Raw genomic sequence first — 13,025 nt, forward strand, 5'->3', positions numbered from 1 at the left:
TTCGTGAGTGATGCTGCGTGCATCGGCGTGCCACAACTACTCTCCGCAGCCGGACGACAGCGTGGCGGTGAGTGCGGAAGCGTTCATTCAGGGTGCGAACAAGGGGTGATCATGGCCGAATTCTGGCGGATTCGAAGGCGGAGAGGCGGAATCCGGGCTGGAATGCGGGGTTTGCGCATGGTTGTGTGACTTCCGGGGAGGAACGGCCCGGCGTGCTCGTACGGGTGAAGCGCGGGCGGAACGCGCGCTTGACGCCGGCCGTGGGGGCGCACGGCTTCGCGCAGCCCCCTCCACTGCGCGATGCCGTACCGCGCAGCTTTGCTCGCGCGAATTACCTTGGTCCGAACCTACGCGAGTAGACCCGGGGAAGCCAAGCCGTCGGCGATAACGATGTGGACACCGGCATGGAGGACAGGATCCGACCTATGGCGGCCCTAGCTTCGTCCCATGACGTCGACGAGCGTGAGCGTGAGGGGTGCCAGGGCCATGGCGACCGTGCAACCCATGACGGCCAGGTCGGTCACCTGGGAGCAGGCGAGTGCGCGGCGGGCGGAGCGGCAGTTCCTGGGGGCTCCGGCACCGGCCGGTACACCGGTCGCCGAGGTGGCGAGCACCATGCTGGGCGCCCACGCACAGGTGCTCTCGGCTGCCGAGCTGTCGGTGGGCCTGCGCACCGACGGGGCGACACGGGCCGGGGTACGGGCCGCGCTGTGGGAGGACCGGACGCTGGTGAAGACGTACGGGCCGCGCGGCACAGTGCATCTGCTGCCCACCGCCGAGCTGCCCTTCTGGACGGCCGCGCTGACCGCGATCCCGTCCGGGGCGAGCCCGTTCGCCCCGGACGTACGGCTCACCGACGAGCAGGCCGAGGAGGTCGTGGCCGCCATCGGCGCCGCCCTCGACGGGACCACACTGACCCTCGACGAGCTGAGCGAGGAGGTCGTCGCGCGCACCGGGTCGTGGGCCGGGGATCTCGTCATGCCCGCCTTCCAGGGCCTGTGGCCCCGCTGGCGCCAGGTGATGCACCGCGCGGGCCGGTCCGGCGCCCTGTGCTTCGCCCCCGACCGCGCACGCAGGGCGACCTACACCCGGCCACCGCACTTCGAGCCCCTGACCTCGGCGGAAGAAGGGCTGACAACGCTCGTACGGCACTATCTGCGCGCCTACGGCCCCGCCTGCCCGCGCCACTTCGCCAAGTGGGCGGCGGCACCCGGAGCCTGGTCCGACCGGCTCTTCGCCTCGCTGGCCTCCTCCGGCGAGATCGAGCGGGTCGACTTCGAGGGCGAGCCGGCCTGGGTGGCGGCGGGCGACACCGACTTCCCCGAGGACCCCGCCCGTGTCCTGCGGGGCGTACGGCTGCTGCCCTACTTCGACGCGTACGGCATCGCCGCGCAGCCTCGCGAGCGGCTGTTCCCCGGGGCGGCGTACGACCGGGCTCTCGCGCGTGGACAGGCGGGCAACCATCCCCTGCTCCTGGTCGACGGCGTGGTCGCGGGCGTCTGGCACCAGCGGCGCCGGGGACGGCGTACGACGGTCACGGTGGAGCCGCTCGGACGGCTGACCGCGCGGCAGGAGAGGGAGCTGGGGGAGCGGGTGGAGCGGGTCGGTGAAGTGCTCCAGGCGCGGGCCGAGTTGGCGATCGGAAAGGTCACGGTCGGCCCGCACGCATGAGTGTGTGCCTCACACGGCTGCCGGCTTGCGGGCCTCGAAGAGGTGCCGGGCGCTGTGTGCGACGAAGGGGCCCTCGCTCTCGATCCGCTCGTGCAGGGAGCGGAGCCGGGGGAGATATGCCTCGACGGTGAAGCCGGGCACCATCCAGACGACCTTCTTCAGGAAGTGCACGACGGCGCCGATGTCGTGGAACTCCATCCGCAGCCGCTCGGCCCACAGGTCCACGACCTCCAGCCCGGCCGCCTCTGCGTCGGCGCGCTCGCCGTCCGGGTGGCGGCCTCGGCGGGTCTCCTCCGGCAGCGGTCCGGTGAAGTGCTCGACCAGCTCGAAGACACTGCTCGGCCCCACATGCTGCGCGAAGTACGTGCCGCCGGGCCGGAGCACCCGGGCGATCTCCGCCCAGTGCGCGCGCACTGGATGCCTGCTGGTGACCAGGTCGAACGCCCCGTCCGCGAACGGCAGCGGCGCGTCCTCGGCACTGGCCACCACCACCGCGCCCCGCGGGTGCAGCAGCGCGGTGGCCTTGGCGACGTTCGGCGGCCAGCCCTCCGTGGCCACGGTCACGGCCGGAAGGCGCGGAGCGGAGCCGAGCACCTCCCCACCCCCGGTCTGGATGTCCAGCGCCGCGGAGGCCCGCCCCAGCCGCTCACCCATCGCCCGCGCATACCCCCACGACGGCCGGGCCTCCGTGGCGCGCCCCTCGAACCACGAGAAGTCCCACCCCGCGGTGGGCACGGCATCGCCTTCGGCGACGAGGTCTTCGAAGGTGCGGGAGGAGTGGGAGGAGAGGGAGGTCATGGTGATGGAGTTTCCCAAGGGAGAGCAAGGGGCCGCGACTGATTTTCCGGGCCCTTCGAGCAGGGGCGAAGCCCCGTGTCCTTCAGGGGCGCGGGGAACTGCGCGATCAGCCCCGACCGACCCGCAGCCGCCCCACGGCCCGACCCGCCGAGCTCGCAGGCGATTCCAGGCCACCCCTTACAAGGACCTACTCGCAGAGGCGCAAGGACTTACTCGGAGAGGATCGCCTCCGCGTCCAACGTGACCCCGACCGCCTGAACCACCGACGCGATCTTGAACGCCTCCTGTACGGTCGCCCGGTCCAACCCGGCCTTGCGGAGCACCCGCTCGTGGGAGTCGAGACACAACCCGCATCCGTTGATCGCGGACACGGCGAAGGCCCAGAACTCGAAGTCGACCCTGTCGACCCCGGGATCGCCGATGACGTTCATCCGCAGCCCCGCCCGCAGCCTGCCGTACTCGGGGTCGGACAGCAGATGCCGTGTGCGGTGGAAGACGTTGCTCATGGCCATCATCGCGGCCGCGGACCTTGCCGCGGTGTAAGCCTCCGGCGACAGCTTCGCCCTGGCCTCCGGTGCCAGCTCGCGCAGCACGATCGCCGAGCGCGAGGCGATCGCCGTGGCCAGCACGGTGCCCCACAACCGCTGCGCCGACAGGCCGGAGTCGCCGAGGACGGAGTCGAGGTTGCGGCGGAGGTCCGCGGCGTAGTCCGGTACCGCGGACCTGAGTGCGTCGAGCGACATGGCAGTTCACTCCCCGGCGAGCAGTTCGACGGGGTCCAGTGTCCACGAGGAGCGGCCGCAGCGCCTCGGGGAAGCGCTGCGGCCGTCGAGCGCCGCGGCACGGGTCTACTCCGTGCCGCCGCGGCACGGGTCTACTCCGTGCGGAGCCCCTCCGGTCGCATCAGCCGCACCAGCGGCGGCATGCTCAGCATCGTGACCAGGACGACGATGCCCGTGCCGATGCCCGTCATCGACAGCACGCTCGGCCAGTCCACGGCCACCGGGAAGCCCGTCATCTTCAGCAGGACCGCCCCCAGGGTCAGTCCGACCGCCGACGCGAGGACGAGGCCCAGCGTGATCGGGATCGCCGTCTGCCACAGCACGGACAGACCGAGCGTGCGGCGCCGGGTGCCGAAGGCGACCAGCGCCGACAGCAGCTTCCTGCGTTCGCGCAGCTGCTCCAGCTGGGAGACGAGGAGGCTCGCGCCGATGAGGACGAGCACGGCGGACGCGCCGACCAGCAGACCGGTGCGGATGTCCGTGAACTGGTCCAGCCGGCGGGTCGAGGTCCACTCCCAGGTCCGGATCAGCGGATCGACGGCGACGGCGGCGTTGCGCACCTCGTCGAGCGCGTTCGGGACCGCGGGATCGGTGCGGACGTAGACGGTGCTGGAGAGTTCGTCCCCGGTCTTCGCCGGCAGGGCGCCCGGGGTGGCCAACAGTCCTTCCGCGCCCATCCGCAACGGGTCGGCCCGCTGCGACACCTGCTTCACCTCGCCCGGCAGCTTCCAGGCGGTCTCGGCCCCCGGCTCGTCCCCGCTGAAGGACGGGTCGAAGTACAGCGTGTTCCCCGGGGTGCCCAGCTTCGCCGGATCAGCCTCCCGGAGGCGCTCGGGGGTATCCAGCAGGAAGACGTCACCGTCTCGGCACGAGGGGAGGGCGGCGAGTTCGCGCAGCGCGGTGCAGTCGCCGACGGTCACCCCCACCCACGCCTCGGGGTCCTTGGCGGTGGGGGAGACCTCCGCGCTGGAGAGCACGGCGATGGCCCGGGCCCCCTTGGCCCGCTTCAGCTCCTTGGCGGCGACGCTCACCGGCAGGTCGTCCGGCAGCATCATCTCCATCTGGGTACGGGTGACGTCCTGGCCGGTCGACTCGGTGTACCTGCCCTCAACACCCGCGAACAGCATCTGCAGGGCGATCGCGCCGGCCACCGCCACGGCGATGCCGTTGACCATGCGGGCCGCCGAGCCGCTGCTCAGCTGGAGCCTGCGGACCGCCAGCTGCCAGGAGAGGCTGCCGGAGCCGAGCCGGGCGACGAACGCCTCGACCACCCACGGCAGCAGCGCGGTGATGCCGAACAGCAGCAGCACGACACCGCCGGTCACCATGTACTCGTTGAACTCCCCGCCTTCCGAGCCCTGGTCGATCATCGGGTAGAGCAGGGCGAGACCGGCGAGCGGCGGCAGCAGCCGCCACCAGAGCCTGCGGCGCGCGGGCCTGGCCGTACGGACCACGCCGAGCGGTTCGATGACGACGCCGCGCAGCGCGAACAGGGTGACGAGGACGGCGGCGGCGGGCACCGCGAGCGCCACCAGCAGGGCGAGCCCGGGGGAGGGGTCGAGGTAGCTCGGGAAGACACTGACGTCGAACACCTCGACGGAGCCGATGACCTCCCGGCCGAGCAGGAAGACGAAGGTGCCGAACAGCAGCCCCAGCACGGCACCCGCGAGCGCCTCGCCCGCCGCGATCCTGCGCGTCATCCGCCCGTCCGAGCCGACCAGCCGCAGTGCCGCCAGCCTGCGGTCGCGCCGCTCGCCGCCGAACCGTACGGCCGTGGCGATGAAGACGGCGACCGGCATCAGCAGCACCACGAAGACGACCAGTGTGAGCAGCAGGAGTATCGGGTCCATCTCCTCCTGCGGCTGGTCGGTCGTACCGAATCGGTCGATCCGTGCCACCACGGAGCCGTCGAGCCGTTTCGCGAGTCCTTCGGCTCCGGCGTAGTAGGCGAGTTCACCCGGGCCGATCAGCCCGGTCTCGCCGATGGTGCCCGCCGACCGGTACGGCAGCCGACCGCGCAGGAGTTCCCCGGCATCCGACTTCAGCAGGTCCGCGAGAGCGGGGGAGACGACCATCTCACCCGGCGCGGGGAACGACATGAGCCCCGGCGGCGGCGGCGCGTCCGGGCCCTCCTGTTCGAGGAGCCGTCCCCTGATCTCCTGGTGCCGGTACTCGGTGTCGGCGTCGGCGACGATCAGGCTCCGGTCGGTCGGCTTGGAGCGGGTGTTGTCGTCCAGGTAGCCGATGCCCCGGTCCTGCCGGGCGTCCTCGCGGGCTCCCCGGGTGTCCAGGGCGTTCGGTATGGCCGCGGTGAGCAGCAGCAGCGCGACCCCGAGACCGACGCCGACCGCGGTGAGCAGGGCGCGCACCCATCCCTCACGGCCCCCGGTGAAGGTGAACCGCACCCCCATCGCCAGGTCCCGGTACCACTGGCGGACCACGGCGGAGCTCATACGACGCGCTCCATGTCCCGCGACTTCCCGTCCCGTACGACGATCTCGCGGTCGGAGTACGCGGCCACCCGCGCCTCGTGCGTGACCAGGACGACGGCGGCGTTGGTGGACCGGGCGGCCTCGGTGAGCAGCTCCATCACCCGCTCGCCGTTGAGCGAGTCGAGCGCGCCGGTGGGCTCGTCCGCGAACAGCACCCGTGGACCGGTGACCAGCGCCCGGGCCACGGCGACCCGCTGGCCCTGACCGCCGGAGACCTCACCGGGACGCTTGCGCGCGAGGTCGTCGACCTCCAGGCGCTCCATCCAGGCCAGGGCGGTCCGCTCGGACTCCTTGCGGGAGCCGCCGTTCAGCCGCAGCGGCAGCGCCACGTTCTCCACGCAGGTCAGCTCCGGCACGAGCTGGCCGAACTGGAAGACGAACCCGAACTCGCTGCGCCTCAGCGCGCTGCGCTGGGCGTCGTTCATGGTGGCCATCTCGCGGCCGTTGTACGTGATCGAGCCCGAGTCGGGCGGCACGATCCCGGCGAGGCAGTGCAGCAGCGTCGACTTGCCGGAGCCGGAGGGACCCATCACCGCGACGACCTCGCCGGGGTGGATGGAGAACTCGGCGCCGTCCAGGGCGTTGGTCGGCCCGTACGCCTTGCGCAGGTCGGTCGCGACGAGCAGGGAGCCGGCGGGGGTCATCACCGGACCACCGCCTCGGCCAGCTTGCCCAGTCGGGCGGCGGTCAGCTCCAGCCATCGCAGGTCGGCCTCCAGATGGAACAGGGCGTGGTCGCAGATCAGTTGATCGGCCAGGTCGCCCTTGCGCTTGCGGTCGGTGAGGATGCGCATCATGCGCAGGTGCTCGGAACGCTGGGTGTCGAGGATGTCGGCCGCGTTCCGGCCGGTGAGCAGGGCGAGGACGACCTTCGTGTAGAGGGTCGACTGCAGATACGGCTCGGGCTTCTCGGGCGTCGCGAGCCACCGCTGGACATCCGTGATGCCCGCCTCCGTGATGGCGTACCGCTTGCGCTCGGGGCCGCCGCCGGGCTCGATGCCGTCGACCTCGACGAGGCCGTGCTTCAGCAGCCGCGACATCGTCGAGTAGACCTGGCCGTAGTGCAGCGGCCGGTCGTGACCGAACTTCTCGTCGAAGGCCCGCTTCAGGTCGTAACCGTGTCGGGGCCCGGACTCCAGGAGTCCCAGGAGAGTGTGACCGATGGACATGAGCACGACTGTACACACGAGGTATACACCGCACGTATACATACCGTGTATAGGTCGCCGCCGGGTGTGGAGGGGGCGCAGGTCAGAGCCGATTGTCACGGTTCTGTCACTGGCGTCGGTGGCTGCGGTGCGGCGACTCATGGGTCGGGTGGGGCAACCATCTGCCCTGTTGGAACGTCCGTTCCGTTGGGATGAGGTCTATGGGCGCGCGTGTCGCGTGCGCATTGTCACGCCGCCACAGGGCGGACCGACTCCCTCTTGTCATAGTCCTCGGTGTTAGCTTGCTGAGCTGACATGACCTGAGTGACGTATGAGACCGAGCAGAAGTCGGAGCGGACCGGAGCCATGGGACGAGCGGAAGAAAGACGAGCGCGGCAGCGCGGCGGTCGCCGCGCGGCGCCCCAGCGCTCGTCCGGGAGCGAAGCAGGCGCGACGACGGCCGTCATAGGCACGCCCGAGGGCGGCGGCCGGGCGGCGGCGAGGGCGGCGGCCAAGGGCGGCGGCAAGAAGCAGCAGAAGAGCTTCCTGCGCCGCCTCTTCACCTGGAAGAAGATCCTCGGCACGTTCTTCGGGGTCTGCCTGCTCGGCATGGGTGCCTTCGTCGTGCTGTACATGACGATCGAGATTCCCGCGGGGAACCCCGATGCGACGAAGGAAAGCAACGTCTACAAGTTTTCCGACGGCAAGACCGTTCTCGCCCGTACCGGCAGCAAGAACCGCGAGATCGTCGAACTCAAGGACGTCCCCAAGAACGTTCAGCTGGCCTTCGTCGCCGCCGAGAACAAGACCTTCTACGAGGACCCCGGCGTCGACTTCAGGGGCATGACCCGAGGCCTGCTCAACACCTTGTCCGGCAAGGGCAAGCAGGGCGGCTCGACGATCACCCAGCAGTACGTCAAGAACTACTACCTGACGTCCGACCAGACGGTGACCCGCAAGCTCAACGAGCTGGTCATCTCCCTGAAGCTGGAGCGCGAGCAGTCCAAGGACTACATCCTCGCGGGCTATATCAACACCAGCTACTACGGCCGTGGCGCCTGGGGCATCCAGGCCGCCGCCCAGGCGTACTACCGCAAGGACGCCGACAAACTCACCGTCCCGGAGGGCGCGTACCTCGCCGCGCTGCTCCAGGCGCCCAGCCAGTACGACCTGGCCACCGCCACCCCCACGGGCCGGAAGCTGGTCACGAACCGCTGGAACTACGTGCTCGACAACATGGTCGAGATGCAGGACCTGACCAAGCTGACCGCCTCGGAGCGGGAGGGCATGAAGCTCCCCAAGCCGAAGCCGCCCCAGGCCGCTCCCGACATGGCGGGCCAGAACGGCTACCTGGTCGAGGCCGCCAACAACCAGCTGGCCAGAACGCTCGTGGCCAACGGCGACGCGGACGACGTCGAGGAGGCCAAGACGAAGATCGACGCGGGCGGTTGGACCATCACGCTGAACATCAACCCGAAGAAGCAGGTCGCGCTGGAGAAGGCCGTCAAGCAACGCCTCACCAGCAAGCTCGACACGAAGAAGCGCAAGGTCGACAAGTACATCCAGGCCGGCGCGGTCTCCGTCGACCCGAAGACCGGCAAGGTTCTCGCGATGTACGGCGGCGTCGACTACGTGAAGCACTTCACGAACAACGCCATGCGCCGGGACTACCAGCCCGCCTCCACCTTCAAGCCGGTGATCCTCGCTGCGGCCATCGACGGGGACGCCGAGACGCAGGATGGCGACCCGATCACCGCCAGCACGGTCTACGACGGTGACAGCCGGCACAAGGTGACGGACAACGGCACCGCGGTCGGCTTCAACCCGCCGAACGAGGACAACGTCAACTACGGCGACGTCACCGTGCAGGCCGCCATGAACAAGTCCATCAACTCCGTCTTCGCGCAGATGGGCGTCGACGTGGGCATGGAGAAGGTCATGGAGGTCGCCGGGAAGCTCGGCATGGACACCGAGGGCATGCAGGCGGTCCCCGCCCAGACCCTGGGTTCCATGGGCGCGAGCCCGCTGGAGATGGCCGGCATCTACGCCACCCTCGACAACCACGGCAAGAAGGTCACCCCGACCATCATCGCCTCGGCCACGCGCCGGGACGAGCCGGTCGAGTTCCCCGAGGCGATCGGCGAACGGGTGATCAGCGCAGAGGCCGCCGACACGGTCACCTCGGTCCTCACCGGCGTGGTCGACGACGGTACGGCCAAGACGTCCGTCCGTGACAACCCGGCCCGCAACGGCCAGCAGGTCGCCGGCAAGACGGGTACGTCCGACGAGAACCGCTCCGCCTGGTTCACCGGCTACACGCCGAACCTCGTGACCTCCGTCGGCCTCTTCGGCGAGGACATGAGCAAGGGCGGCAAGCACGTCTCGATGTACAACGCCGTCGGCGTCCCCCGGGTCAACGGCGGTGGCTTCCCCGCCCAGATCTGGGCCACCTACACCTTCGGCGTCATGGGCGAGCCCACCAAGTTCAAACTGGACACCAAGCAGGGCGCCGCCGTCGCGCCCACCGCGTCGCCGACCCCCTCGGACACCCCGAGCGAGACCCCGTCGGAGACCCCCACCACCGAGGAACCGACGAGCGAGGCCCCGACGACCCCGGAGGAGACCCCGGAGACCACCCCGGAGACAACACCGGAGGAGACCCCGGAGACGACCCCGGAGGAGACTCCGTCGGACGACGGCGGCATCGAGTTCCCGACGGATCCCAACGATCCACAGGTTGACGACTAGCGCCTGCCGCACACGAAAGAAGGGCGCCCGGTGAATTCACCGGGCGCCCTTTCGCGCCCCTGAGGGGCACGCGGCTGTGTCGATGTGCGGCTCCGCCGCGTGGGCGCGATCAGCCACGACGGACCCGCAGCCCGAAGCGCACGGCCGCCCCCGAGTGCCGGGCGGCACAGTCACCCCCGAGTGCCGGGCGCGGCTCAGCCCAGCGGAGCGCTCACGCCTGATTGAGCTCGAACCAGACAACCTTTCCCGCACTCAACCGAGTGGCTCCCCACCGCTTCGCCAGCCGATTGACCAGGTAGAGCCCACGGCCCCCCTCGTCCGTCGCCCGGGCCTGCCGAAGTCGAGGCAACTGCGGCACGTCATCGGTCACCTCGCACCGCAGCACATCGGTCCGCAACAGCCGCAGGGTGACCGGCCGAGTCGCATACCGCACCGCGTTGGTGACGACCTCGCTGATGAGCAGCTCGACGGAGTCGGTCAACTCCTCGAGCCCCCAGCGGGACAACGCATGCCGGGCCAGCCGACGCGCCCGCCCCGGAGCCATCTCCTCCGGCTCCAGGAACCAGTACGCGACATCGCTGGGAGCGATCCCATCGAACCGCGCGGCGAGCAGCGCGATGTCGTCGTCCCGGTCCCCCGGGCCGAGCATGTCGAGCACCTCGTCGCACAGCGCTTCCAGCGGCGGCGGATGATCCGGCCCGGTCAACTGCGCGGTCGCGGCCAGCTTCTCCCGCAACTGCTCTATCCCGGTCCACACGTCCCGGAGCCGGGACTCCACGAGCCCGTCGGTGTACAGCAACAGCGTGCCACCGGCCGGCGCGTCCAGCTCCACCGCCTCGAAGTCCACGCCGCCCACACCGATCGGCGCACCCGGCGGCACCCGCAGCACCTCGGCTCGCCCGCCCAGATGCAGCAGCACAGGCGGCGGATGCCCGGCGTTGGCGATGGTGATCCGGTGCGAGACCGGGTCGTACACGGCGTACAGACAGGTCGCCATGCGATCCGTACCGAGCCGCTGAGCCTGCTCGTCGAGGTGGTGCAGCACCTCCTGCGGCGGAAGGTCCAGCCCCGCCAGCGTCTGCGCGGTGGTCCGCAACTGCCCCATGATCGCGGCCGAGGTCATCGAATGACCCATCACGTCACCCACCACCAGCGCGACCCGGCTCCCCGGCAGGGGAATCGCGTCGTACCAGTCGCCGCCGACCCGCGCCGTCTCGGCGGCCGGCAGATACCGGTGCGCGAGCCGTACGCCGGTGCAGCGCGGCAGCGCCTCCGGCAGCATCGTGCGCTGCAGCTCGTCGGCGATGTACGCCTCGCGGCCGTACAGCACCGCCTTGTCGATGCCGAGCGCGCTGTGCGTGGCGAGCTGGGCGGCGACCAGCAGGTCGTCCTGCTCGAACGCCTCCCGCTCCGGACGGCGCAGGAAGACGGCCGCGCCGATCACCCGGCGCCGGCCGCGCAGCGGGGCGAGGATCGCCCGCTGGCCGGTCGGTACGGTCAGTTCGGCGTCCGGGCCGAGCAGTTCGGGCAGCGCGTCGTGCGCGGCGGGCGCGTCCGCGAAGACCGGCCGCACGCCCCGCAGTACCTCGGCGAGCGCCCCGCCGGGCCGTACCTCGCACTGCTCGGCGGTGACGACCGCCAGATCGACGGGCTGCTCGGGCTGGAGCGCGGGCATGAAGCCGCCCTCGGTGTCCCGTTCCTCGGGGATCCGGTCGGTGCGGCGCAGCCGCAGCACCATGGGCCCGGTGGGCCGCTCGTCGCCGACCGGCAGCGGCTCGCGCAGGTACACGAGGATCGCGTCCGAGAACGTCGGCACGGTGGCCCGGCACAGACCCATCACGATCTCGTCCAGGTCTATGCCCCGGGCGATCCGCCGGGTCGCGGCGCCCACGAACCGCAGCCGGTCGCCGTCCCGCCGCATGGGCATGGGGGCGCCCGGTGGCACTCCCTGCCCGCTGCGCCGTTCCAGACCGCCAACGGCTCCGCCGGACCGGTCCGGCTCACCGCCGGGCTGCGCCGGGATGGTCTCCGGTGCGGGCCGCGGGCGGTGCGGGTCCGGCTCGGTGGCCTGGGAGTGCTCGGAGAGCGCCGGCTGGGCGTGCTCCGAGGGGGCCTGTCCGCTCTTCGCGCACGGGGCCGCGGTGCCGGGCTCGGCCTGCGCGTCACCCGTGCGTGCCTGAGCGGGTAAAGCCGCGGCGGGCGTGGTGCGCATCGGCTCCTGGGTACGCAGGAGCGCCCCGCGGGGATCCGTGGGGCCTGCGGCGCTCTGAGGGCGCTCGTGGGAGGTGGGGTGCTCCGTCACGCGTGTCGAATCCATCCGTCCGGGACTGCGCGTTGTGTGCGCAGTGCGTCCCGCAAACCCGATACTTCGTCCCGCAGAAAGGCCGATACCCGGATTACGTGTCCTGGGAACGGAATTCCCGCGTGGTCAGAGGCAGTTCCTGTGCCACACACGGTACCGGCGGGCCCGCGGAACGACAGTACTGCCCGTCCGTCGGGCCGTCTCCGGCTCGTCCCGGTGTAACCCTCGTACCCCTTGATCACGTCTTGCCGCCCCTCGGTGACGTACGGTCAAGCCTTGCCCGGACTGCGGGAGTTACCCCTGTGAACTCTTGCGGAGGACGATCCTACGGTTGCGGACCGGGGGCGCATCAAGGGTCTCATGAGGCCAAGTGCGCGGGCGTACGGTCCCAGTCGTCCGGGAGAGACGGTACTCCCCATGCCGGATTCGGGCGCCAGTGCTGCCAACCGTCCGAGAACGGCGGGCCCCACGCACGGATCACCTCCACCGCGGAGTGACCCGCCTCCCGGACCCGCTCGGCCGCCGACGCGTCCATCAGGCCGTCCTGCTGAGCCTGCGCGAACTCGTCCTCGTCGAGCCAGTTCCAGGACCGGTCCGGGTACACGCAGATGTCCAGGAAGTGGTCCTCGGAGTCCACGCCGCCGTCCCAACGGGCCAGCGGCGTCTCCAGATTGACGTACCAGTTCTTGAAACGCCAACCCTGCTCCCAGAACAGCCACACCGACCACGGCTCGCCCGGTCGCGCCAGCTTCAACACGCCGGTGCCGGACCAGCGGCCGAGCCGCACACTCCGGGGCTTCTTGTACCGGGAGTCCAGCGGTTCCGAGTTCAGCGAGGTGCCGTCCGCCAGCACGGGCCGTACACACTCGGTACCGGGCGCCATCCACACGGCCAGCAGTTCCTCGTCGTCGCGTACGACCGTGACGGGGCGCGCGATATGGAAGCGTTCGCCGCCGTTCTCCCGGTAGCGCCACAGGATCTGACTCCCGGGCTCCCAGAACTCCGCCGATCCGCCCGCTTCCGCTCGTCTCACCACTCCGTCGTCTCCCATGCGCAGATATTAGGTGTCATGCGCATATGACGCT

Annotated in this window: 9 protein-coding genes; 2 read left to right on the forward strand and 7 right to left on the reverse strand. The window is 70.6% G+C overall.

The genetic code is table 11. From position 1 onward, the window contains the following. Window positions 1-486 precede the first annotated feature (486 nt). Window positions 487-1,671: a winged helix DNA-binding domain-containing protein gene (locus OG858_RS29755; RefSeq protein ID WP_408059497.1), complete on the forward strand. Its 1,185-nt coding sequence runs from the start codon at window positions 487-489 to the stop codon at window positions 1,669-1,671. 9 nt (window positions 1,672-1,680) lie between these two features. Here OG858_RS29755 and OG858_RS29760 read toward each other — a convergent pair whose 3' ends face one another. The 5 genes from OG858_RS29760 to OG858_RS29780 form a co-directional block, all read right to left on the reverse strand. Next, a complete protein-coding gene (locus OG858_RS29760; RefSeq protein ID WP_328544254.1) occupies window positions 1,681-2,469 on the reverse strand; it encodes a class I SAM-dependent methyltransferase in 789 nt (262 codons plus the stop codon). Between the two features lie 209 nt (window positions 2,470-2,678). Continuing rightward, on the reverse strand, window positions 2,679-3,212 hold the full coding sequence (locus OG858_RS29765; RefSeq protein ID WP_328544253.1) for a carboxymuconolactone decarboxylase family protein: 534 nt from the start codon (window positions 3,210-3,212) through the stop codon (window positions 2,679-2,681). A 131-nt stretch (window positions 3,213-3,343) separates the two neighbouring features. Beyond that, window positions 3,344-5,704, reverse strand: coding sequence for an ABC transporter permease (locus OG858_RS29770; RefSeq protein ID WP_328544252.1), 2,361 nt, complete (start codon window positions 5,702-5,704; stop codon window positions 3,344-3,346). Next, a complete protein-coding gene (locus OG858_RS29775) occupies window positions 5,701-6,387 on the reverse strand; it encodes an ABC transporter ATP-binding protein (RefSeq protein ID WP_037694769.1) in 687 nt (228 codons plus the stop codon). Before OG858_RS29775 ends, OG858_RS29770 begins: the two co-directional genes overlap by 4 nt. Next, window positions 6,387-6,911: a PadR family transcriptional regulator gene (locus tag OG858_RS29780; protein ID WP_319066457.1), complete on the reverse strand. Its 525-nt coding sequence runs from the start codon at window positions 6,909-6,911 to the stop codon at window positions 6,387-6,389. Before OG858_RS29780 ends, OG858_RS29775 begins: the two co-directional genes overlap by 1 nt. Window positions 6,912-7,256: 345 nt before the next feature. Here OG858_RS29780 and OG858_RS29785 point away from each other — a divergent pair, with 345 nt between their 5' ends. Beyond that, a complete protein-coding gene (locus tag OG858_RS29785) occupies window positions 7,257-9,638 on the forward strand; it encodes a transglycosylase domain-containing protein (protein WP_319066598.1) in 2,382 nt (793 codons plus the stop codon). Window positions 9,639-9,849: 211 nt separating this feature from the next. On the opposite strand, the gene OG858_RS29790 is transcribed toward OG858_RS29785, so the two are convergent. Then, complete coding sequence (locus OG858_RS29790; RefSeq protein ID WP_319066458.1) at window positions 9,850-11,955, reverse strand: ATP-binding SpoIIE family protein phosphatase; 2,106 nt, start codon at window positions 11,953-11,955, stop codon at window positions 9,850-9,852. Window positions 11,956-12,298: 343 nt separating this feature from the next. Continuing rightward, a complete protein-coding gene (gene fomD / locus OG858_RS29795) occupies window positions 12,299-12,991 on the reverse strand; it encodes a cytidylyl-2-hydroxypropylphosphonate hydrolase (RefSeq protein WP_319066459.1) in 693 nt (230 codons plus the stop codon). Between the last annotated feature and the right edge of the window lie 34 nt (window positions 12,992-13,025).

It is taken from the genome of Streptomyces europaeiscabiei (assembly GCF_036346855.1).
Taxonomy (GTDB): domain Bacteria; phylum Actinomycetota; class Actinomycetes; order Streptomycetales; family Streptomycetaceae; genus Streptomyces; species Streptomyces europaeiscabiei.